Origin of the sequence: Bradyrhizobium manausense (genome assembly GCF_001440035.1) — a bacterium.
GTDB lineage: Bacteria > Pseudomonadota > Alphaproteobacteria > Rhizobiales > Xanthobacteraceae > Bradyrhizobium > Bradyrhizobium manausense.
Map to the genome: position 1 here is coordinate 114447 of NZ_LJYG01000004.1, position 23229 is coordinate 137675.

Consider the following 23229-nt stretch of genomic DNA (forward strand, 5'->3'; position numbering starts at 1 on the left):
GCCCGCCTGTTCAACGGCGGCGACAAGGACGAGGCGCCGCGCGGGCTCTACGTCCATGGCGAGGTCGGTCGCGGCAAGACCATGCTGATGGACCTGTTCTTCCAGCACTCGAATGTCGAGCACAAGCGCCGCGCGCATTTCCACGAATTCATGGCCGACGTGCACGAGCGCATCTACGACTACCGCCAGAGCATCGCGCGCGGACAGATCCCCGATGGCGACGTCATCGCGCTGACGGCGCATGCGATCTTCGAGGAGAGCTGGCTGCTCTGTTTCGACGAATTCCACGTCACCGACATCGCGGACGCGATGATCCTCGGACGCCTGTTCGCAAAGCTGTTCGAGCTCGGCACCGTCGTGGTCGCAACCTCCAACGTCGCGCCCGACGATCTCTACAAGGGCGGCCTCAACCGCGCGCTGTTCCTGCCCTTCATCAAGCAGATCACCGACCACATGGACGTGACACGGCTCGACGCGCGCACCGACTTCCGGCTGGAAAAGCTCCAGGGCGTGCCGATGTGGCTGACGCCGGCGGATGGCGATGCCGACACGGCGCTCAACCGCGCCTGGGCGAAGATGACGGGCAATGCCAAATGCAAGTCGCGCGATATCCAGATCAAGGGCCGCACCCTGCACGTGCCGTGCTCGGCTCACGGCGTCGCGCGCTTTGCCTTCGCCGATCTCTGCGAGAAGCCGCTGGGCGCATCCGACTACCTCAGGCTGGCGCACGACTATCACACCATCCTGGTCGACCATATTCCAGTGATGGACTTCTCCCAGCGCAACGCCGCCAAGCGCTTCATCACGCTGATCGACACGCTCTATGACAATGCCGTGAAGCTGATGGCCTCGGCCGACGCCAATCCGATCTCGCTCTACATCGCCGATGAGGGCACCGAGGCGATGGAGTTCAAGCGGACCGCCTCGCGCCTGATCGAGATGAGCTCGGAATCCTATCTGGCGCTGCCTCATGGCCGCAAGGACTCCACCGCCAGCGGCTCCACCAAGGGCCTGGTCGAGACTTAAGTCCTATCTTTCCGTCATTCCGGGGCGCGCGTCAGCGCGAACCCGGAATCTCGCGCGACAATCTCGAGATTCCGGGTTCGCCCGCGCAATGGCGCGGACGCCCCGGAATGACGGCCTGGGTTGTGCTGGCCGGAAACGCGGCAAGCCCGACAAATGGGCATCCACCGACTTGAACGGGGGAAGCGAAAGGGATAACCACCCTCTCAGTTTTCCCCTCCTCACGTGTCTAAAGGACAGGTTCACATGGCGCGCGACAAGATTGCTTTGATTGGCTCCGGCCAGATCGGCGGAACGCTGGCTCACCTCATCGGCCTGAAAGAGCTGGGCGACGTCGTGATGTTCGACATCGCCGAGGGCGTGCCGCAGGGCAAGGCGCTCGACATCGCGCAGTCCTCCCCGGTCGACGGTTTCGACGCGCATTACACCGGCGCCAACTCCTACGAGGCTCTCGATAACGCCAAGGTCTGCATCGTCACCGCCGGCGTGCCGCGCAAGCCCGGCATGAGCCGCGACGACCTCCTCTCCATCAACCTCAAGGTCATGGAGCAGGTCGGTGCCGGCATCAAGAAGTATGCTCCCGACGCCTTCGTCATCTGCATCACCAATCCGCTCGACGCCATGGTCTGGGCGCTGCAGAAGGCTTCCGGCCTGCCGCACAAGAAGGTCGTCGGCATGGCCGGCGTGCTCGACTCCGCGCGCTTCCGCTACTTCCTGGCCGACGAGTTCAACGTCTCGGTCGAAGACGTCACCGCCTTCGTGCTCGGCGGCCATGGCGATACCATGGTGCCGCTGGTGAAATACTCCACCGTCGCCGGCATCCCGCTGCCCGACCTCGTCAAGATGGGCTGGACCTCGCAGGCGCGCCTTGACGAGATCGTCGACCGCACCCGCAACGGCGGCGCCGAGGTCGTCAATCTGCTCAAGACCGGCTCGGCCTTCTACGCCCCGGCCGCCTCCGCCATCGCGATGGCCGAGAGCTATCTGAAGGACAAGAAGCGCGTGCTGCCCTGCGCCGCCTATCTCAACGGCGAGTACAGCGTGAAGGACATGTATGTCGGCGTGCCCGTCGTGATCGGCTCCAAGGGCGTCGAGCGCGTCGTCGAGATCGAGCTCGCCGGCAAGGACCGCGAGGCCTTCGACAAGTCGGTCGGCGCCGTGCAGGGCCTGGTCGATGCCTGCAAGAAGATCGCCCCCGATCTTCTCGGCCGTTAAGGCGCAACAATCCCGCCGAAGACCGACACCCGGTCTTCGGCGGTTTCACTTCCGGACCCCTGATGCAATCCTTGCTGAAGGCTGGGCGGGGTCTGGGTCCAGGATATCCGACGAGAGAGAATCCGGGTTGCAGTTCCTGTGGTATATGGTATGCCAGCCACAAGACTGAGGTGGGCCCATGAGGTCACCGCCCGCGGCTTCAGGGAGCGACCATATGAATATTCATGAATATCAGGCCAAGGCGCTGCTGAGCGAGTTCGGTGTGCCGATCTCCAAGGGCGTTCCGGTCCTGAGTGCCACGGACGCAGCTGCCGCAGCCATGGCGCTGCCCGGTCCGGTCTGGGTGGTGAAGAGCCAGATCCACGCCGGCGGCCGCGGCAAGGGCAAGTTCAAGGAAGCCTCGGCCGGCGACAAGGGCGGCGTCCGCATCGCCAAGTCGGCCGCCGAAGTCTCCGAATTCGCCAAGCAGATGCTGGGCGCCACCCTGGTGACGGTGCAGACCGGCCCGGCCGGCAAGCAGGTCAACCGCCTCTACGTCGAAGACGGCTCCGATATCGACAAGGAGTTCTATCTCTCGATCCTGGTCGACCGCGAAACCTCGCGCGTTTCCTTCGTCGTCTCGACCGAAGGCGGCGTCAACATCGAGGACGTTGCGCACAACACCCCTGAGAAGATCGTGACCTTCTCGGTCGACCCGGCGACCGGCATCATGGGCCATCACGGCCGCACCGTCGCGAATGCCCTGAAGCTCTCGGGTGATCTCGCCAAGCAGGCGGAAAAGCTCACCGCGCAGCTCTATGCGGCCTTCGTCGCCAAGGACATGTCGATGCTGGAGATCAACCCGCTGGTCGTGACCAAGCAGGGTCAGCTCCGCGTGCTCGACGCCAAGGTGTCGTTCGACGACAACGCGCTGTTCCGCCATCCCGAGGTGCTCGCGCTGCGCGACGAGACCGAGGAAGACGCCAAGGAAATCGAGGCGTCGAAATACGACCTCAACTATGTCGCCCTCGACGGCAATATCGGCTGCATGGTCAACGGCGCCGGTCTCGCCATGGCGACGATGGACATCATCAAGCTCTACGGCATGGCGCCGGCGAACTTCCTCGACGTCGGCGGCAGCGCCAGCAAGGAGAAGGTCGCGGCCGCGTTCAAGATCATCACCGCCGACCCCAACGTGAAGGGCATCCTGGTCAACATCTTCGGCGGCATCATGAAGTGCGACGTGATCGCCGAAGGCGTCACCGCTGCGGTTCGCGAGGTCGGCCTCAGCGTGCCGCTGGTGGTTCGCCTCGAAGGCACCAATGTCGAGCTCGGCAAGAAGATCATCCGCGAATCCGGCCTGAACGTGGTGCCGGCGGACAATCTCGACGACGCCGCGCAGAAGATCGTGAAGGCCGTCAAGGGAGGCTAAGGCCATGGCCCAGGACCATCTCTCCGCATCATCTCCACTTGCAGAGCATGCGCGTCTCGCCGCGTTCGCCGGCGAATGGAATGGTGAAGAGATGGTCTTTCCGTCGCGCTGGACTGCGGGCGGACCGGCCACCTCGCGCACCGTCGCGCGCATGGATCTCAACGGGTTCTATCTGATCCAGGACTCGGTGCAGATGCGCGATGGCAAGGAGGTCTTCGCCACCCACGGCCTCTTCACCTACGACCGCGACGACCGGACCTACAAATTGTTCTGGTACGATTCGCTTGGCTACACGCCGCCCTCGCCCGCATCAGGCGGCTGGGTCGGCAACACCCTGACGCTGGTGCGCGGCTCGCTTCGCGGCAATGCGCGCCACGTCTATGAGATCATCGACGACGTCTCTTACTCGTTGAAGATTCAGTTCTCGCCGGATGCGGAAGGCTGGGCCGACGTGCTCACCGGCATCTACCGCCGCATCCATTGACCCTCTCACTCCGTTAGTTTCGCGAAAGCAGACCTCATGTCCATCCTGATCGACAAGAACACCAAGGTCATCTGCCAGGGCTTCACCGGCAAGAACGGCACCTTCCATTCCGAGGCTGCGATTGCTTACGGCACCAAGATGGTCGGCGGCACTTCGCCGGGTAAGGGCGGCTCGACCCATCTCGGCCTGCCGGTGTTCGACACGGTGCGCGAGGCGCGGGAGAAGACCGGTGCCGACGCGTCGGTGATCTACGTGCCGCCGCCGGGCGCGGCGGATGCGATCTGCGAGGCCATCGACGCCGAGATCCCGCTGATTGTCTGCATCACTGAAGGCATTCCCGTCATCGACATGGTGCGCGTGAAGCGCTCGCTCGCCGGCTCGAAGTCGCGCCTGATCGGGCCGAACTGCCCGGGCGTCATGACCGCCGGCGAGTGCAAGATCGGCATCATGCCCGCCAACATCTTCAAGACCGGCTCGGTCGGCATTGTCTCCCGTTCCGGCACGCTGACCTACGAAGCCGTGTTCCAGACCACCCAGGAAGGCCTCGGCCAGACCACCGCGGTCGGCATCGGCGGCGACCCGGTCAAGGGCACCGAGTTCATCGACGTCCTCGAAATGCTGCTGGCCGACGCCAAGACCGAGTCGATCATCATGATCGGCGAGATCGGCGGTTCCGCCGAGGAGGATGCCGCCCAGTTCCTCAAGGACGAGGCCAAGCGCGGGCGCAAGAAGCCGATGGTCGGTTTCATCGCGGGCGTCACTGCCCCTCCGGGCCGCCGCATGGGCCATGCCGGGGCGATCATTTCGGGCGGCAAGGGCGACGCCGGTTCCAAGACCGAAGCGATGAAATCCGCAGGTATTACAGTGTCGCCGTCGCCGGCACGCCTCGGCCACACGCTTGCCGAAAAGTTGAAAGGCTAATTCACTCCTTCGTGCTTTTCCGGGCGAAGTTTCGCAGCAAATGGGGTAAAGGGTGCCTGTCGCGTCGAGCCCTGTCGGGGAGCTCGGCGCCAGCGCCGTTTGTTATGCGCGAACCGAAATCGCCAGGAACCCAGTATGTCTCGCCAGGACGCGAACGCAGCCTTTGCCCTGTCATCATTTTTGCAGGGCACCAACGCCACCTACATCGACGAAATCTACGCCCGCTACGAGAAGGACCCGTCCTCGGTCGACGCCGAGTGGCAGGAATTCTTCAAGAGCCTCAACGACCAGCCGGCTGACGTCCTCAAGAACGCCGAAGGTCCGTCCTGGGAGCGCGACAACTGGCCGCTGACCCCCAAGGACGACCTGACCTCCGCGCTCGACGGCAATTGGGCCGAAGTCGAGAAGGCGGTCGGCAGCAAGATCGCCGCCAAGGCGCAAGCCAAGGGCGCCGACATCTCCTCCGCCGACCTGCTCCAGGCCACGCGCGACTCCGTCCGTGCGCTGATGCTGATCCGCTCCTATCGCATGCGCGGTCACTTCCACGCCAAGCTCGATCCGCTCGGCATCGAAGCCCAGCGCAACCGCGAAGAGCTCGACCCGCGCACCTATGGCTTCACCGAAGCCGATTTCGACCGCAAGATTTTCCTCGATCACGTGCTCGGCCTCGAATATGGCACCTTGCGCGAGATCACCGCGATCTGCGAGCGCACTTACTGCCAGACGCTCGGCGTCGAGTTCATGCATATCAGCAATGCCGCGCAGAAGGCGTGGATCCAGGAGCGCATCGAGGGGCCGGACAAGGAAATCTCGTTCACGCGGGAAGGCCGCCGCGCCATCCTCACCAAGCTGGTCGAAGCCGAAGGCTTCGAAAAGTTCTGCGACACCAAGTTCACCGGCACCAAGCGCTTCGGCCTCGACGGCGGTGAAGCGCTGATCCCCGCGCTCGAGCAGATCATCAAGCGCGGCGGCAATCTCGGCGTGAAGGAAATCGTGCTCGGCATGCCGCATCGCGGCCGCCTCAACGTGCTGACCCAGGTGCTGGGCAAGGCTCATCGCGCGCTGTTCCACGAGTTCAAGGGCGGTTCGGCCAACCCCGACGCGGTCGAAGGCTCCGGCGACGTCAAGTACCACCTCGGCGCCTCCTCGGACCGCGAGTTCGACGGCAACCGCATCCATCTGTCGCTGACCGCCAACCCCTCGCATCTCGAGATCGTCGATCCCGTCGTGCTCGGCAAGGTGCGTGCCAAGCAGGACCAGCACGGCGATCCGCCGGACCAGCGCATCTCGGTGATGCCGCTGCTCATGCATGGCGACGCGGCATTCGCGGGCCAGGGCGTGGTGGCGGAATGCTTCGGCCTGTCGGACCTGAAGGGCTACCGCACCGGCGGCTCCGTGCACTTCATCGTCAACAACCAGATCGGCTTCACCACCTATCCGCGTTATTCTCGTTCGTCGCCTTACCCGTCGGACGTCGCGAAGATGATCGACGCGCCGATCTTCCACGTCAACGGTGACGATCCGGAAGCCGTGGTGTTCGCGGCCAAGGTCGCGACCGAGTTCCGGCAGAAATTCCACAAGCCGGTCGTGATCGACATGTGGTGCTATCGCCGCTACGGCCACAACGAGGGCGACGAGCCGGCGTTCACCCAGCCGGTCATGTACAAGCGGATCGCGGCGCATCCGTCGACGCTGTCGCTCTATGCCAAGCGCCTGATCGCCGAGGGCGTGGTCACCGAGGGCGAGGTCGACAAGCTGAAGGCCGACTGGCGCGCGCGGCTCGATGCCGAGTTCGAGGCCGGCACCTCCTACAAGCCGAACAAGGCCGACTGGCTCGACGGCAAATGGGCCGGCTTCAAGATCGCCGACCAGGAAGAGGATGCGCGGCGCGGCGTCACCGGCGTCGACATCGCGACGCTGAAGGATATCGGCCGCAAGATCACCAAGGTGCCGGACGGCTTCCGCGTTCACCGCACCATCCAGCGTTTCCTCGATAATCGTGCCAAGGCGATCGACAGCGGCAACGGCATCGACTGGGCGACCGGCGAGGCGCTCGCGTTCTGCTCGCTGCTTTCCGAAAACCACCACGTCCGCCTCTCCGGACAGGATTCGGAGCGCGGCACCTTCTCGCAGCGCCATTCGGTCCTGATCGACCAGGAGGACGAGAGCCGCTACACGCCGTTCAACCATCTCGGCAACGAGCAGGGCCATTACGAGGTCATCAACTCCCTGCTGTCGGAAGAAGCGGTGCTCGGCTTCGAATACGGCTATTCGCTCGCCGAGCCGAACACGCTGACCCTGTGGGAAGCCCAGTTCGGCGACTTCGCCAATGGTGCGCAGGTCGTTTTCGACCAGTTCATCTCCTCGGGCGAGCGCAAATGGCTGCGCATGTCCGGCCTCGTCTGCCTGTTGCCGCACGGCTATGAGGGCCAGGGACCGGAGCATTCCTCGGCGCGCCTCGAGCGTTACCTGCAGATGTGCGCGGAAGACAACATGCAGGTGGTCTACCCGACCACGCCGGCGAACTACTTCCACGTGCTGCGCCGTCAGCTGCATCGCGAGATCCGCAAGCCGCTGATCATGATGACGCCGAAATCGCTGCTGCGTCACAAGCGTGCGGTCTCGCGTCTCGAGGAGCTGGCGAAGGGAACGACCTTCCACCGCATTCTCTACGATGACGCCCAGATGCTGCCGAACGAGCCGATCAAGCTCGTTCCGGACGAGAAGATCCGCCGCATCGTGCTGTGCTCGGGCAAGGTCTATTACGACCTCTACGAGGAGCGCGAGAAGCGCGGCATCGACGACATCTACCTGATGCGCGTCGAGCAGCTCTATCCGGTGCCGTTGAAGGCGCTGGTGGCCGAGCTGTCCCGCTTCAAGAAGGCGGAAGTGATCTGGTGCCAGGAAGAGCCGCGCAACATGGGTGCCTGGCACTTCATCGAGCCCTATCTGGAATGGGTGCTGAACCAGGTGAACGGTGCGAGCCGGCGTCCGCGTTATGTCGGCCGCGCCGCTTCCGCCGCGACCGCCACGGGTCTGATGTCCAAGCATCAGGCGCAGCTGAAGGCGTTCCTGGACGAAGCACTGAGCTGAACTTTTTTGAACTGCGTCATGTCCCGCCGAAAGGCGGGTCATTCAGTAGGTCGCGACTGCGAACGTCCGGCCTGCTGGATGGCTTGCTTTTTGCGGGCGATGACACCTGAAAATTCTCGACCGCACCGGCGATCTCCTTAAGGAAAAGACCATGACTGAAATTCGTGTGCCGACGCTCGGCGAATCCGTCACCGAGGCCACCATCGGCCGCTGGTTCAAGAAGGCCGGCGACCCGGTCGCCGTCGATGAGCCCTTGGTGGAGCTCGAGACCGACAAGGTGACCATCGAGGTCCCGGCGCCCTCGGCCGGCACGCTGAGCGAGATCATCGCCGCCGATGGCGCGACCGTCGCAGTCGGTGCGCTGCTCGGCCAGATCACCGATGGCGCCGGTGCTGCCAAGTCCGCCGCCGCACCCGCCAAGCCTGCTGCAGCTGCTCCGGCGCCTGCCGCTGCCGCTCCGGTTGCCGCCGCTGCGCCAAAAGCGCCGCCGGCCGATGCGCCGCTCGCTCCGTCCGTGCGCAAGATTTCGGCCGAGAGCGGCATCGATGCGTCGACCGTTCCGGGCTCCGGCAAGGATGGCCGCGTCACCAAGGGCGACATGCTCGCTGCGATCGAGCGTGCGGCCTCCGCGCCGACCCCGGTGAACCAGCCCGCCGCCGCCGTGCAGGTCCGCGCGCCGTCGCCTGCCGATGACGCCGCGCGCGAAGAGCGCGTCAAGATGACCCGCCTGCGCCAGACCATCGCGCGCCGCCTCAAGGACGTGCAGAACACCGCGGCCATGCTGACGACCTTCAACGAGGTCGACATGACCAACGTCATGGCGCTGCGTGCGCATTACAAGGATGCGTTCGAGAAGAAGCACGGCTCCAAGCTCGGCTTCATGGGCTTCTTCACCAAGGCCGTCGTGCAGGCGCTGAAGGACGTCCCGGCCGTCAACGCCGAGATCGACGGCACCGATTTGATCTACAAGAATTACTATCACATCGGCGTCGCCGTCGGTACCGACAAGGGGCTCGTCGTGCCCGTCGTGCGCGACTGCGATCAGAAATCGATCGCCGACATCGAGAAGGCCATCGCCGATTTCGGTCGCCGCGCTCGTGACGGCCAGCTCAAGATCGACGAGATGCAGGGCGGCACCTTCACCATCACCAACGGCGGCATCTACGGCTCGCTGATGTCGACCCCGATCCTGAACGCGCCGCAGTCCGGCATCCTCGGCATGCACAAGATCCAGGATCGCCCGGTGGTCGTCGGCGGCAAGATCGAGGTCCGCCCGATGATGTATCTGGCGCTGTCCTACGACCACCGCGTCATCGACGGCAAGGAAGCCGTCACCTTCCTGGTTCGCGTCAAGGAGAGCCTGGAAGATCCGGCACGCCTGGTGCTCGATCTCTGATCCCCGATGCTTTGAAGACGCCGTCGCCTGCATGGGCGACGGCGTTTGTCGAATGATGGAGGCGGACGTGACCGATAAAGTCGTTGTCATCACCGGCGGCAGCCGCGGCATTGGTCGCGCCACCGCGCTTGCGGCCGCCGCGCGCGGCTATCGCGTCGTGGTCGGCTATGCCAGCAACAAGAAGGCTGCCGACGAAGTGGTAGCTACGATCGAGGCCAGCAACGGCAAGGCGATCGCGGTGAAGTGCGACGTTGCCGAGGAACGCGACATCATCGACCTGTTCAAGCAGGCCGACAAATTCGGCACGCTTGGCGCGCTCGTCAACAATGGCGGCATTGTCGGTAGAAGCGGGGTGCGCGTCGACGAGATGACGGCCGAGCGCATCCAGCGCGTGCTGGCGGTCAACGTCACCGGCTCCATCCTCTGCGCGCGCGAGGCGGTCAAGCGCATGTCGACCAAGCATGGCGGCAAGGGCGGCGTCATCGTCAATCTGTCGTCGGTCGCCGCCAAGCTCGGCGCGCCCAACACCTATGTCGATTATGCCGCGTCCAAGGGCGCGGTCGATTCCTTCACCATCGGCCTCGGCTATGAGGTCGCTAGCGAAGGCATTCGCGTTGCCGCGATCCGCCCCGGCCTGATCGACACCGAAATTCACGCCTCCGGCGGCGAGCCCGACCGACATCATCGCCTGGCCCATATGGTTCCGATGAAGCGCGTCGGCACTGCGGACGAAATCGCCAATGCCATCGTCTGGCTGCTGTCGGACGATGCCTCCTACGTCACCTCAGCCATTCTCGATGTGTCCGGCGGACGCTGACGCGCCGCGCGGACGCTGACACATCCTCATCACGCTAAACTTACGGGACTTTCTCTCATGGCACCCTTCGATCTCGTCGTCATCGGCACCGGACCTGGCGGTTATGTCTGCGCGGTGCGCGCCAGCCAGCTCGGCATGAAAGTCGCCGTGGTCGAAAAGAACGCGACGCTAGGCGGCACCTGTCTCAACGTCGGCTGCATGCCCTCGAAGGCGCTGCTGCATGCGTCCGAGATGTTCGAGGAAGCCGGGCACTCCTTCGCCAAGATGGGCGTGTCGGTGTCGTCGCCGAAGCTCGATCTTCCCGCGATGATGAACTTCAAGCAGCAGGGCATCGACGGCAACGTCAAGGGCGTCGAGTTCCTGATGAAGAAGAACAAGGTCGACGTGCTCAAGGGCACCGGCAAGATCCTCGGCACCGGCAAGGTCGAGGTCTCCGCCGACGGCAAGTCGCAGCTGATCGAGACCAGGAACATCGTGATCGCGACCGGCTCGGACATCGCGCGCCTCAAGGGCATCGAGATCGACGAGAAGCGCATCGTCTCGTCGACCGGCGCGCTGTCGCTGGACAAGGTGCCCGGCAAGCTCCTGATCGTCGGTGCCGGCGTGATCGGCCTCGAGCTCGGCTCGGTGTGGAAGCGGCTCGGCGCCGAAGTCGTCGTGGTCGAATTTTTGGATCGCATCCTGCCCGGCATGGACGGCGAGATCGCAAAGCAATTCCAGCGCATCCTCGAGAAGCAGGGTTTTGCCTTCAAGCTTGGCGCCAAGGTCACCGCCGTCGACACCTCAGGCAAGGCGCTGAAGGCGACCATCGAGCCTGCCGCCGGCGGTGCCGCCGAGACGCTGGAAGCCGACGTCGTGCTGGTCTGCATCGGCCGCGTGCCCTACACCGAGGGCCTCGGGCTGAAGGAAGCCGGCGTTGCGCTCGATGCGCGCGGCCGCGTCCAGATCGATCCGCATTTCGCCACCAGCCTGAAGGGCGTCTACGCCATCGGCGACGTCGTCGCCGGCCCCATGCTCGCGCACAAGGCCGAGGATGAAGCCGTCGCGGTTGCGGAGATCATCGCAGGCCAGGCCGGCCACGTGAACTACGACGTGATCCCGGGGGTGGTGTATACCACCCCGGAAGTGTCCTCCGTCGGCAAGACCGAGGAAGAACTCAAGCAGGCCGGCGTCGCCTACACCGTCGGGAAGTTTCCTTTTACCGCCAACGGCCGCTCCAAGGTCAATCAGACCACTGACGGCTTCGTGAAGATTCTCGCAGATGCGAAGACCGACCGCGTGCTCGGCGTGCACATCATCGGCATCGAAGCCGGCGAAATGATCCATGAGGCCTGCGTTCTCATGGAATTTGGCGGCAGTGCGGAGGATCTCGCCCGCACCTGCCACGCGCATCCGACCCGCTCCGAGGCCGTCAAGGAAGCCGCGCTTGCAGTCGGCAAGCGGGCCATCCATATGTAGGTCACGCTCAGGGCCGAATCGGGCGGGACATCACATGCTACGCCGCCTTCTTCAACCGGTCTGGGTCCTGCTTGCGATCATCTTTTTGATCGAAGCCTGGCTGTGGGACCATCTCGAGCCTGTCGTCGCGCGGGCGGTCGCACTGATCCCGCTCGCCCGCGTGAAGGAGTGGCTGGCCGACCGCGTCGATGCACTGTCCCCGGCGATGACGCTGATCGTGTTCGTGGTGCCGATCATCCCGCTGTTTCCGCTCAAGCTGATCGGCCTGTGGCTGCTCACGCATCAATACTGGCTGACCGGCGTCTCCACGTTCCTGTTCGCAAAAATGCTGGGCGTCGGCGTCACCGCCTTCGTATTTGACGTCACGCGCGACAAGCTGCTGGAGATGCACTGGTTCGAGCGCCTCTACGAGCTGGTGCTGCGGCTGCGTGCCAAGGCGACCGAACTCGTCGAGCCGATCAAGCGGCGCATCCGCGAGCTGATCAAGGGCGACGGCGAAGGCTGGTCCTCGCGCACGCTCCGTTTGATCCAGCGCTTCCGCAAGAGCGTGCACGAAGCGCGGTAGAGCGGCGGTCACCGCTCTATCCTCCGTCATTGCGAGCGAAGCGAAGCAATCCAGAATCTCTCTGCGGAGGCAGTCTGGATTGCTTCGTCGCATCCGCGCAAAATTGCTGCGCAATTTTGTCGCGAGCTCCTCGCAATGACGCGGCGAGAGCCGTGTTTCCCCCTACCCATGCAGATGCAAGAGATGCGGCGCCCAGGCGCCGAGCATGGTCATGCCGAGTCCAGCGATCGTCAAGAGCCCGGCGATCCAGGCCAGCGGCAGCATGCCGGTGATGATCGTCGCCGACGCCAGCACGATGCCGATCTGGAACGCGGCCGAGGCCAGCTCGAAATGATGATATTTCGCGGTCGCCTCGTCGCGCTCGTGCTCGGCGTGCTTGGCCTTTTCGGCGAGCTGCTCGGTACCTTCGCCGGTCTCGGGCTCGGAGCGGTAGCGCGCCGCGGTCTTGGTCCAATCGTCGATCTGCTTCTGCACCGCGGCCTTCATGGCGTCGTCGGTGGCAGCACCCAGCGTCAGCTTGCCCTGCTCGGCGGCGGTCTGCACCACGGTGCGGCGGATGCTCTTGGCCTGGAAGAACGCCCAGAGATTGGAAGCCTCGACGTTCTTGCTGATCGACTCGGTCTGGGCGCCCTTGCCGAGCGTTTCCGAGATCGCCAGGAACAGTGCCAGCACCGCGATCAGCAGGGCGATCTTCTTGTTCTCGCCCGATGCGTGCTCGGCATGCTCGGCGTGCTCCATGCTTTCGTGTGCGCTCATGATCCCTCCTGTCGCGGCTCCGCAACGATTGACCGAACCGCGCGGCTCGCGCAAGAGGCATGCTTGCCAGGAGCGAGCCATGACAGCTTGATGTCAGCAATTATCGGCGCGGATGCGCGCTCGCATAGACTTCCAGCAGCCGCTCGGAATCGATCCCGGTATACACCTGCGTAGTCGACAGCGAGGAATGGCCGAGCAATTCCTGGATGGCGCGCAAGTCCCCGCCGCGCGAGAGCAGATGCGTGGCGAAGGAGTGCCGCAGCGCGTGCGGCGTGGCGCTGTCGGGCAAGCCCAGCGCGCCGCGCAGCCGCTCCATCGCGAGCTGGATGATGCGCGGGCTCAAGGGACCGCCGCGCGCGCCGACGAAGATCGGTCCCTCCTGCGGCAACGCATGCGGGCACATCGCGACATATTCGTCGATCAGCGCCAGCACGTTCTGCAGCACCGGCACCATGCGCGTCTTGTTGCCTTTGCCTGTGACGACCAGAACGTCGCCTTCGCCGGCCTTCGGCACCTCGCGGCGCTTCAGCCCCAGCGCCTCGGAGATGCGCAGGCCCGATCCATAGAGCAGCGCCATCACCGCGGCGTCGCGCACCAGGATCCAGGTCTCACGTTCCTCGCCGGCGCGCTCGTCGGCGTCAGCCAGGCGCTTTGCCGATGCCATCGGCAGCGGCTTCGGCAAGGTCTTTGCGACCTTCGGTGCGCGGATCGCGGAGAGCGCGCCGACCTTGCCCTTGCCCTCGCGCTCAAGGAAGCGGCCGAACGAGCGCAGGCCCGCCAGCGCGCGCATCAGCGAACGGCCGGCAATATCATCGGCGCGGCGCATCGCCATGAAGGCGCGCACGTCGGTGGCTTCAAGCGAGGCGAACCGCTCCAGCGTCACGCGCTCGCCCCAATGGCTACACAGGAAATCCAGGCATTGCCTGAGGTCGCGGCCATAGGCTTCCAGCGTCTTCGGCGACAGCCGCCGCTCGGCGCCGAGATGCGACAGCCAGCGCGCCATCTCCTGCGCGATCGAGGGATCGGCGCTGGCGAGTTCGATGTGGGGGGCGGCCGCTTTGCTCATGCGCTCTGGACGTGGTGATTCCGCACAGTATATCGCATCCCACCAGTTTACTGTTCGCTAAGGCGGCTCCACAGCGCTAGCCTGAACGCCACTAGGTTCCGATTCTCCGTTCATGGATCACACCTCGCGCAGCTCGACCGCCCCCGCCAACGCAACCCGCATGGTCGACGTGCTGGTGCCTGTCGCGCTCGACCAGACCTATTCCTACAAGGTCCCTGTGGGCATGGAGCTGAAGGCCGGCGATCTCGTCGGTGTGCCGCTGGGGCCGCGCGAGGTGCTCGCCGTGGTCTGGGGCGAGAACGCCAATCCCGATCCGCGCCTGCACAATCGCCTCAAGGAGGTCAGCGAGAAGCTCGACGTCCCGCCGCTGAAGGGCGAGCTGCGCGCCGTCGTCGACTGGGTCGCCAATTATACGCTGAGCCCGCGCGGCATGGTGCTGCGCATGTGCCTGCGCATGGGCGAGAGCCTCGGCCCCGAACGGGTCCGTGCCGGCGTGCGGCTGACAGGCGATCCCCCACGGCGGCTGACGCCGGCGCGCTCGCGCGTCATCGAGGTGCTGTCGGACCGGCTGCTGCACGGCAAGTCCGAGGCTGCCAAGGAAGCCGGCGTCTCCGCCGGCGTGATCGACGGCCTCGTCGATGAGGGCACGCTCACGGTCGAGCCGATGCCGCCGCCGCCCCCGCCGCCCGCGCCCGATCCGGAGTTCGGCCGGCCGGATTTCTCGCCGCTGCAGCGCGCCGGCGTCGATGCGATGCGCGCGCTCGCGGCCAACGGCACCTTCCATGTCGCGCTGCTCGACGGCGTCACGGGCTCCGGCAAGACCGAGGTTTATTTCGAGGCCGTGGCGGAAACCATCCGCCGCGGCAAGCAGTCACTGATCCTGATGCCGGAGATCGCGCTGACCGGCCAGTTCCTCGATCGCTTCGCGCAACGTTTCGGCGTGCGCCCGATCGAATGGCACTCCGAGCTGACGCCGCGCACCCGCGCGCGCAATTGGGCTGCAATCTCCGAAGGCACCGCGCCGGTCGTGGTCGGCGCGCGCTCGGCGCTGTTTCTCCCTTACGCCAATCTCGGCCTCATCGTGGTCGATGAGGAGCACGACCAGGCCTACAAGCAGGACGAGGGCGTGCATTATCACGCCCGCGACATGGCAGTGGTGCGCGCGCATATCGCCAAAATCCCGATCGTGCTGGCCTCCGCCACGCCCTCGGTCGAGTCAGAGGTCAATGCGCGCAAGAACCGCTACCAGCGCATCGCGCTGCCCTCGCGCTTCGGCGGCCAGCACATGCCTGAAATCGAGGCCATCGACCTCAGGCGCGAGCCGCCCGCGCGTGGCCGCTACATCTCGCCGCGCCTGGCAGGCGAGATCAGAAAAGCCATCGAGAAGCGCGAGCAGGCGCTGCTGTTCCTCAATCGACGCGGCTATGCGCCGCTGACGCTGTGCCGTGCCTGCGGCCATCGCTTCGCCTGCACCATCTGCGATGCCTGGCTGGTCGATCACCGCTTTCGCCAGCGCCTCGTCTGCCATCATTGCGGCTTCTCGATGCCGCGGCCGCCAACCTGTCCACATTGCGCGGCGGAGGAATCGCTGGTGGCCGTCGGCCCCGGTGTCGAACGCCTGCAGGAGGAAGCGGCGGCGCTGTTCCCGGAAGCGCGCACCATGGTGCTGTCGAGCGATCTCATCACCTCGATCGAGACGATGCGCAGCGAGCTTGCCGAGATCGCGGAAGGCCGCGTCGACATCATCATCGGCACGCAGCTCGTCGCCAAGGGCCACAATTTTCCGCGGCTCAATCTCGTCGGCGTGGTCGATGCGGATCTCGGCCTTTCCAACGGCGATCCGCGTGCGGCAGAGCGCACCTGGCAATTGCTCAACCAGGTGATCGGCCGCGCCGGCCGCGAGCAGGGCCGCGGCGTCGGCTATCTGCAGACCCACCAGCCCGATCACCCCGTCATGAAGGCGCTGATCGCCTGCGACCGCGAGGCCTTCTACGACAGCGAGATCGATCTGCGCGAGAAGACGCTCTATCCGCCGTTCGGGCGCCTTGCCAGCCTGATCATCTCCGCCGGCGATCGTCCGAGCGCCGAGGGCCTCGGCCGCAAGCTCGTTGCACTCGCGCCGCGCGACGAGCGCGTCGTCGTGCTCGGCCCCGCCGAAGCCCCGCTCGCCGTCATCAAGGGCCGCTACCGCTTCCGCATCCTGGTCAAATCGGCCCGCGGCTTCGATCTGTCGGACTATTTGCGCAATTGGCTCGCGGTGTGCCCGAAGCCGACCGGCAACCAGAAGCTCGAGGTGGACGTCGATCCGCAGAGCTTTTTGTAAGGCCAAGCCGCGGCCATATCCGTCGTCATTCCGGGGCGCGCGTAGCGTGAACCCGGAATCCATTCATCCACCAACTCTGTCGCACGATGGATTCCGGGTTCGATGCTGCGCATCGCCTCGGAATGACGGGTCAATATTGGCGACGAAGTCAAACAAAAAGCCCGTGGTCCCCCAAGACCACGGGCTTGTTTCATTCGCGCAGCAAAACTGATGAAAACTGCGCAAGCGGGCCGAAGGCGCTTCTCGCGCCGTTAGGAGACGACTTCCGCTGTGACGCGGCCGACGCCGGCACCGGTGAGGCCGATGGCGCGGGCTGCACCCGTGGAGAGGTCGAGCACACGGCCGCGCACGAACGGGCCACGGTCATTGATGGTGACGATGACGCTCTGGCCGCCATGGGTCACACGAACCTTGGTGCCGAACGGCAGGGTCCGGTGCGCCGCGGTCATGGCGTTCTGGTTGAAGCGCGCGCCGGAGGCGGTGCGGCTGCCGGACTCGTTGCCGTAATAGGAGGCCATGCCGGAGAAGCTGTGGCCGGTGCCCTGCGACGGCGTCATCGACGCATTGGCGTTGAACCAACCGGAATTCGCGACGGTGTCAGCCTGGGCCTGGTGGCTGTGGTGGTGAGAACCCCGGTGGTGATGCCTGGATTTGGCGGAAGCTTCGGTGGCAGTTCCACCGACGAAGAGAGTTGCAGCGACGAAAGCAATCGCCGTACGCGGCCGGGTCACAGTTCCCAGCGTCTTCAATGACAGCATTTAATGGTCCCTACGCTAGTAATGCCACATATGTGGCAAGTGGAGCCCCCATCAGTTTGTGAGCGAGTTGGCGTTTCGATTCGCAATGAGGCGTGAATTGGGCAGTAAATCCGATCAATGTCGTCATGAAATATCTCGTGATCTGAATCGATATTCACCCAAAGTTCCGTGATCTTTCCCTTTAATGATTCATTAACTGATCGATTACTTGCGAATACTGTAAAACCAAGTTTGTTACTCTTCGAATTTAGAATTGGGTAAGTATTCGGCGGGCGGGAACGGCGCGCACCTGAACACGGCTCAGCGATCCGTGTTCATGGCCGCTATGCGCTGACGGCAGGAACGAAAGGGCACGCCGCCGACGAAAGGTTCGCGGCAATTCCGTGGCATGGCAGGTCGTCGCAATGATCGCGGTGAGGTGGGCCGCAACGTGCGACGAACTGGCGACAGAAGGTCGTGCCTTTAATTTGGCGTCATGTTGCACGTGCGCGCCTGCTATGTTAGCAAAGCCGCGATTTTAACGAGCCCGGCACTTCCCGTGCTGGTCGAAAATCGAAGTCCCGCTTGAATTCCAAGGGCTTGGATCGCTAGGCGCCGCTTTGTGGCGACGGTTTTTCCCTTGCGAATTTGACAGCTAAAAGAGCGCGTCTGTGGCTGCAGAAGATACGTCCGTTTCAGGTGTGTCGGGCCGTTATGCAACGGCCTTGTTTGAACTGGCCCGCGACCAGAAAGTGGTCGACGAGGTCAAGGCCGACCTCGACAAGTTCGAGGCTCTGCTGAACGAAAGCGCCGATCTGAAGCGCCTCGTCCGCAGCCCGGTCTTCGCGGCTGACGCCCAGTCCAAGGCCCTCTCGGCCGTGCTGGACAAGGCCGGCATCGCCGGCATCACCGCCAATTTCCTCAAAGTGCTGACCGCCAACCGCCGCCTGTTCGCGGTGGCTGACGTCATCCGCGCCTATCGGGCCCTCGTCGCCAAGTTCAAGGGCGAGGCGACCGCTGACGTCACGGTCGCGGAAGCGCTGTCGGACAAGAATCTCGACGCTCTCAAGGTTGCCCTGAAGTCGGTGACCGGCAAGGACGTCGCGCTCAACGTGAAGATCGATCCCTCGATCATCGGAGGCCTCGTCGTGAAGCTTGGCAGCCGCATGATCGATAGCTCGCTTCGCACCAAACTCAATTCGATCAAGCACGCGATGAAAGAGGCAGGCTGATGGACATCCGCGCCGCGGAAATTTCCGCGATCCTCAAGGACCAGATCAAGAATTTCGGCCAGGAAGCTGAAGTCTCCGAAGTCGGACAGGTGCTGTCCGTCGGCGACGGTATCGCCCGCGTCTACGGTCTGGACAACGTCCAGGCCGGTGAAATGGTCGAGTTCGAGAACGGCACCCGCGGCATGGCGCTGAACCTCGAAACCGACAACGTCGGTGTCGTTATTTTCGGTGCCGACCGCGAGATCAAGGAAGGCCAGACCGTCAAGCGCACCCGCGCCATCGTGGACGCGCCGGTCGGCAAGGGTCTGCTCGGCCGCGTCGTCGACGCGCTCGGCAACCCGATCGACGGCAAGGGCCCGATCCAGGCCGAGAAGCGCATGCGCGTCGACGTCAAGGCGCCCGGCATCATTCCGCGCAAGTCGGTGAGCGAGCCGATGGCGACCGGCCTCAAGGCGATCGACGCCCTGATCCCGATCGGTCGCGGCCAGCGCGAGCTGATCATCGGCGACCGCCAGACCGGGAAGACCGCGATCGCGCTCGACACCATCCTGAACCAGAAGCCCCTCAACGCGCAGCCCGACGAGAACATCAAGCTGTACTGCGTCTACGTCGCGGTCGGCCAGAAGCGTTCGACCGTCGCGCAGTTCGTGAAGGTGCTGGAGGAGCAGGGCGCGCTCGAATATTCGATCGTCGTCGCCGCCACCGCGTCCGATCCGGCGCCGATGCAGTACATCGCGCCCTTCACCGGCTGCACCATGGGCGAGTACTTCCGCGACAACGGCATGCACGCGGTCATCATCTATGACGATCTGTCCAAGCAGGCCGTCGCCTACCGCCAGATGTCGCTGCTGCTGCGCCGCCCGCCGGGCCGCGAAGCCTATCCCGGCGACGTGTTCTATCTGCACTCCCGCCTGCTCGAGCGCGCGGCGAAGCTGAACAAGGACCAGGGCTCGGGCTCGCTGACGGCGCTGCCTGTGATCGAAACCCAGGCCAACGACGTGTCGGCCTACATCCCGACCAACGTCATCTCGATCACCGACGGCCAGATCTTCCTGGAAACCGACCTTTTCTTCCAGGGCATCCGTCCCGCGGTGAACGTCGGTCTGTCGGTGTCGCGCGTCGGTTCGTCGGCGCAGACCAAGGCCACCAAGAAGGTCGCCGGCAAGATCAAGGGCGAGCTCGCGCAGTACCGCGAAATGGCGGCGTTCGCGCAGTTCGGCTCCGACCTCGACGCCTCGACCCAGCGCCTGCTCAACCGCGGCTCGCGCCTCACCGAGCTCTTGAAGCAGCCGCAGTTCTCGCCGCTGAAGATGGAAGAGCAGGTCTGCGTGATCTGGGCCGGCACCAACGGCTATCTCGATCCGCTCCCGCTCAACAAGGTGAAGGCGTTCGAGGACGGCCTGCTCTCGCTGCTGCGCGGCAAGCATGTCGACATTCTCAACGCGATCCGCGACAGCCGCGATCTCTCCGACGACGTTGCCGCGAAGCTGAAGGCTGTGGTCGAAGGCTTCGCGAAGAGCTTCGCGTAATCACGAGCCGTCATGGCCGGTTCGCCGGCCTTGATCGTTTCGCGAAAGGCACAACAACAAGAAGCGTGCCCGGCGCCCGGCCGGGCATCGCGGTAGGGACAGGCTAGCGGTCCGACATCGCGTCGAACCGCCGGGGTGAACGAAGAATGGCGTCACTTAAAGACATGCGCGTCCGCATCGCCTCCACCAAGGCGACGCAAAAGATCACCAAGGCCATGCAGATGGTCGCGGCCTCGAAGCTGCGCCGCGCGCAGACCGCGGCGGAAGCCGCCCGTCCCTATGCCGACAAGATGAGCGCGGTGATCGCCAACATCGCCAGCGCTGCCGCGGGGTCGCCCGGCGCCCCTGCGCTGCTGGCCGGCACCGGCCGCGACCAGGTTCATTTGCTGCTGGTCTGCACCGGCGAGCGCGGCCTGTCGGGCGCCTTCAACTCGTCGATCGTGCGCCTCGCCCGCGAGCGCGCGCTGGCCCTGATGAACCAGGGCAAGGAAGTGAAATTCTTCTGCGTCGGCCGCAAGGGTTACGAGCAGCTCCGCCGCCAGTTCGACAAGCAGATCGTCGAGCATCTCGATCTGCGCAGCGTACGCCAGCTCGGCTTCGCCAATGCCGAGGACATCGCCAAGAAGGTGCTGGCGCGTTTCGAAGCCGGCGAGTTCGACGTCTGCACGCTGTTCTACTCGCGCTTCAAGTCGGTGATCGCGCAGATCCCGACCGCCCAGCAGATCATCCCGCTGGTGGTCGAGGAAGGCGCTCCCGCCAGCACGACGTCCTACGAATACGAGCCGGAAGAGGACGAGATTCTCACCCGTCTTCTGCCGCGCAACCTCGCGGTCCAGATCTTCCGCGCGCTGCTCGAGAACAACGCCTCGTTCTACGGCGCGCAGATGAGCGCGATGGACAACGCGACGCGCAACGCCGGTGAGATGATCCGCAAGCAGACGCTGGTCTACAACCGCACGCGTCAGGCGCAGATCACCAAGGAACTGATCGAAATCATCTCGGGCGCCGAGGCCGTCTGATCACGGCGCATCGACACCCATCACACGCAACATCGCGGTCAGGCTGATCGCGGCTTAGAAGTTCGGATCGAAGGAGACATTCAATGGCAGCCCAGGTCGGTCGCGTCACCCAGGTCATCGGCGCCGTCGTCGACGTGCAGTTCGAAGGCCACCTCCCGGCCATTCTCAACTCGCTCGAGACCAAGAACGGCGGCAACCGCCTGGTGCTCGAAGTCGCCCAGCATCTCGGTGAGTCCACCGTCCGTACCATCGCGATGGACACCACCGAAGGTCTGGTCCGCGGTCAGGAAGTCACCGACACCGGCGCTCCGATCCGCGTTCCCGTCGGCGAAGGCACGCTCGGCCGCATCATCAACGTCATCGGCGAGCCGATCGATGAGGCCGGTCCCGTCAAGACCGCAGGCCTGCGCGCGATCCACCAGGAAGCGCCGACCTACACCGACCAGTCCACCGAGGCTGAAATTCTCGTCACCGGCATCAAGGTCGTCGACCTGCTCGCTCCCTATGCCAAGGGCGGCAAGATCGGCCTGTTCGGCGGCGCCGGCGTCGGCAAGACCGTGCTGATTCAGGAGCTGATCAACAACGTCGCGAAGGCGCACGGTGGTTACTCCGTGTTCGCCGGCGTCGGCGAGCGCACCCGTGAAGGCAACGACCTCTATCACGAGTTCATCGAGTCCAAGGTCAACGCCGATCCGAAGAATCCGGATCCGAGCGTGAAGTCGAAATGCGCGCTGGTGTTCGGCCAGATGAACGAGCCCCCGGGCGCCCGCGCCCGCGTCGCGCTCACCGGTCTCACCATCGCGGAAGACTTCCGCGACCAGGGCCAGGACGTGCTGTTCTTCGTCGACAACATCTTCCGCTTCACCCAGGCCGGCTCGGAAGTGTCGGCGCTGCTCGGCCGTATTCCTTCGGCGGTGGGTTATCAGCCGACGCTCGCGACCGACATGGGCGCGCTGCAGGAGCGCATCACCACCACGCAGAAGGGCTCGATCACCTCGGTGCAGGCCATCTACGTTCCGGCCGACGACTTGACCGACCCGGCGCCGGCGACCTCGTTCGCGCATCTGGACGCGACCACCACGCTGTCGCGCTCGATTGCTGAAAAGGGCATCTATCCGGCGGTGGACCCGCTCGACTCGACCTCGCGCATGCTCTCCCCGCTGGTCGTCGGCGAGGAGCACTACGCGGTCGCCCGTCAGGTCCAGCAGGTGCTGCAGCGCTACAAGGCGCTGCAGGACATCATCGCCATTCTCGGCATGGACGAGCTTTCGGAAGAGGACAAGCTGACCGTGGCCCGCGCCCGCAAGGTCGAGCGCTTCATGTCGCAGCCGTTCCACGTCGCCGAAATCTTCACCGGCTCGCCGGGCAAGTTCGTCGACCTCGCCGACACCATCAAGGGCTTCAAGGGCCTGGTGGAAGGCAAGTACGATCACCTGCCGGAAGCCGCCTTCTACATGGTCGGCACCATCGAAGAGGCGGTCGAGAAGGGCAAGAAGCTCGCGGCGGAAGCCGCCTAAGCTCTTCACCTCGTCATCGCCGGGCTAAAGCGCGAAGCGCGTCTTCAAACTGAAGTCCCGGCGATCCATCGAAAGAGAATTTTGATGGATGGACCCGCGGGTCGAGCCCGCGGGTGACCAGCAAAGCAAGCGGAAACACCATGGCCACCTTCCACTTCGATCTCGTCTCTCCGGAAAAGCTCGCCTTCTCGGGTGAGGTCGACCAGGTCGACGTCCCCGGCTGGGAAGGCGATTTCGGCGTGCTCGCCGGGCATGCCCCCTTCGTGGCTGCGGTGCGGCCGGGCATCCTGACCATCATCGCCGGTGGCCAGAAGCAGAAGGTCATCGTGCTCGGCGGCCTTGCGGAAGTTTCCGACGATCGTCTCACCGTGCTCGCTGACGTCGCGACCTCGCTGGACGAGCTCGATCGGGCGCAGTTCGCCGACAAGATCGCGGAAATGCATGAGAAGCTGTCGGAGCACGAAGGCTCCGAGCTCGATCTCGCGATTGCGCGGCTCGACCACTACAAGAGCATCCAGCAGGAGCTCAACACGACCGCGATGCACTAACGCCGGCGTCGCACTTGTGATCGCCGGCGTCGCACTTGCGATCGCCGGCGTCGCACTTGCGATAGCGCGCGCCGCGTTCGCGGTCACGCCCCGCGGCGCCGGCCTTTCAATTTCCGCAG

The 23229-nt window shown here is 64.6% G+C and carries 19 protein-coding genes; 16 read left to right on the forward strand and 3 right to left on the reverse strand.

The features are described 5' to 3' along the window. From zapE to AOQ71_RS01185, 10 genes are all read left to right on the forward strand, one after another. The coding region (gene zapE / locus AOQ71_RS01140) for a cell division protein ZapE (protein WP_245316603.1) at positions 1 to 1026 on the forward strand (1026 nt) is incomplete at its 5' end. Positions 1027 to 1269: 243 nt separating this feature from the next. Further along, on the forward strand, positions 1270 to 2238 hold the full coding sequence (gene mdh / locus AOQ71_RS01145) for a malate dehydrogenase (protein ID WP_057740738.1): 969 nt from the start codon (positions 1270 to 1272) through the stop codon (positions 2236 to 2238). A gap of 214 nt (positions 2239 to 2452) precedes the next feature. Further along, complete coding sequence (gene sucC / locus AOQ71_RS01150) at positions 2453 to 3649, forward strand: ADP-forming succinate--CoA ligase subunit beta (RefSeq protein WP_057740740.1); 1197 nt, start codon at positions 2453 to 2455, stop codon at positions 3647 to 3649. Positions 3650 to 3653: 4 nt separating this feature from the next. Beyond that, positions 3654 to 4133: a DUF1579 family protein gene (locus AOQ71_RS01155; protein WP_057740743.1), complete on the forward strand. Its 480-nt coding sequence runs from the start codon at positions 3654 to 3656 to the stop codon at positions 4131 to 4133. 36 nt (positions 4134 to 4169) lie between these two features. Next, a complete protein-coding gene (gene sucD / locus AOQ71_RS01160; protein ID WP_057740748.1) occupies positions 4170 to 5054 on the forward strand; it encodes a succinate--CoA ligase subunit alpha in 885 nt (294 codons plus the stop codon). Between the two features lie 135 nt (positions 5055 to 5189). Next, complete coding sequence (locus AOQ71_RS01165; protein WP_057740750.1) at positions 5190 to 8147, forward strand: 2-oxoglutarate dehydrogenase E1 component; 2958 nt, start codon at positions 5190 to 5192, stop codon at positions 8145 to 8147. Between the two features lie 151 nt (positions 8148 to 8298). Then, positions 8299 to 9543, forward strand: a complete 1245-nt coding sequence (gene odhB / locus AOQ71_RS01170; protein ID WP_057740752.1) for a 2-oxoglutarate dehydrogenase complex dihydrolipoyllysine-residue succinyltransferase — start codon at positions 8299 to 8301, stop codon at positions 9541 to 9543. 55 nt (positions 9544 to 9598) lie between these two features. After that, positions 9599 to 10360, forward strand: a complete 762-nt coding sequence (locus tag AOQ71_RS01175) for an SDR family oxidoreductase (RefSeq protein WP_083513842.1) — start codon at positions 9599 to 9601, stop codon at positions 10358 to 10360. A 57-nt stretch (positions 10361 to 10417) separates the two neighbouring features. Beyond that, complete coding sequence (gene lpdA / locus AOQ71_RS01180; protein ID WP_057740754.1) at positions 10418 to 11818, forward strand: dihydrolipoyl dehydrogenase; 1401 nt, start codon at positions 10418 to 10420, stop codon at positions 11816 to 11818. A gap of 34 nt (positions 11819 to 11852) precedes the next feature. Continuing rightward, positions 11853 to 12383 carry a hypothetical protein gene (locus AOQ71_RS01185; RefSeq protein ID WP_057740756.1) on the forward strand — a complete coding sequence of 177 codons (531 nt, stop codon included), beginning with the start codon at positions 11853 to 11855 and terminating at the stop codon, positions 12381 to 12383. Positions 12384 to 12545: 162 nt separating this feature from the next. Here AOQ71_RS01185 and AOQ71_RS01190 read toward each other — a convergent pair whose 3' ends face one another. Continuing rightward, the gene (locus tag AOQ71_RS01190; RefSeq protein ID WP_057740758.1) at positions 12546 to 13139 is read right to left on the reverse strand and encodes a DUF4337 domain-containing protein; all 594 of its coding nucleotides are present in this window, start codon (positions 13137 to 13139) and stop codon (positions 12546 to 12548) included. Positions 13140 to 13239: 100 nt separating this feature from the next. Beyond that, positions 13240 to 14205 carry a tyrosine recombinase XerC gene (locus AOQ71_RS01195; protein ID WP_057740760.1) on the reverse strand — a complete coding sequence of 322 codons (966 nt, stop codon included), beginning with the start codon at positions 14203 to 14205 and terminating at the stop codon, positions 13240 to 13242. A gap of 112 nt (positions 14206 to 14317) precedes the next feature. Here AOQ71_RS01195 and AOQ71_RS01200 point away from each other — a divergent pair, with 112 nt between their 5' ends. Continuing rightward, on the forward strand, positions 14318 to 16528 hold the full coding sequence (locus tag AOQ71_RS01200; protein WP_057740762.1) for a primosomal protein N': 2211 nt from the start codon (positions 14318 to 14320) through the stop codon (positions 16526 to 16528). Between the two features lie 251 nt (positions 16529 to 16779). On the opposite strand, the gene AOQ71_RS01205 is transcribed toward AOQ71_RS01200, so the two are convergent. Further along, complete coding sequence (locus AOQ71_RS01205; RefSeq protein WP_057740764.1) at positions 16780 to 17286, reverse strand: septal ring lytic transglycosylase RlpA family protein; 507 nt, start codon at positions 17284 to 17286, stop codon at positions 16780 to 16782. A gap of 650 nt (positions 17287 to 17936) precedes the next feature. Between AOQ71_RS01205 and AOQ71_RS01210 the strand changes: the two genes are divergently transcribed. The 5 genes from AOQ71_RS01210 (at position 17937) to AOQ71_RS01230 (ending at position 23110) form a co-directional block, all read left to right on the forward strand. Then, positions 17937 to 18497, forward strand: coding sequence for a F0F1 ATP synthase subunit delta (locus tag AOQ71_RS01210; RefSeq protein WP_057740766.1), 561 nt, complete (start codon positions 17937 to 17939; stop codon positions 18495 to 18497). Next, a complete protein-coding gene (atpA, locus tag AOQ71_RS01215) occupies positions 18497 to 20026 on the forward strand; it encodes a F0F1 ATP synthase subunit alpha (RefSeq protein WP_057740768.1) in 1530 nt (509 codons plus the stop codon). The genes AOQ71_RS01210 and atpA overlap by 1 nt, the downstream gene beginning before the upstream one ends. A 146-nt stretch (positions 20027 to 20172) precedes the next feature. Beyond that, a complete protein-coding gene (locus tag AOQ71_RS01220; protein WP_057740770.1) occupies positions 20173 to 21045 on the forward strand; it encodes a F0F1 ATP synthase subunit gamma in 873 nt (290 codons plus the stop codon). Positions 21046 to 21128: 83 nt separating this feature from the next. Next, positions 21129 to 22562, forward strand: coding sequence for a F0F1 ATP synthase subunit beta (atpD, locus tag AOQ71_RS01225; RefSeq protein WP_057740772.1), 1434 nt, complete (start codon positions 21129 to 21131; stop codon positions 22560 to 22562). Positions 22563 to 22702: 140 nt separating this feature from the next. Then, complete coding sequence (locus AOQ71_RS01230; protein WP_057740864.1) at positions 22703 to 23110, forward strand: F0F1 ATP synthase subunit epsilon; 408 nt, start codon at positions 22703 to 22705, stop codon at positions 23108 to 23110. Positions 23111 to 23229 lie beyond the last annotated feature (119 nt).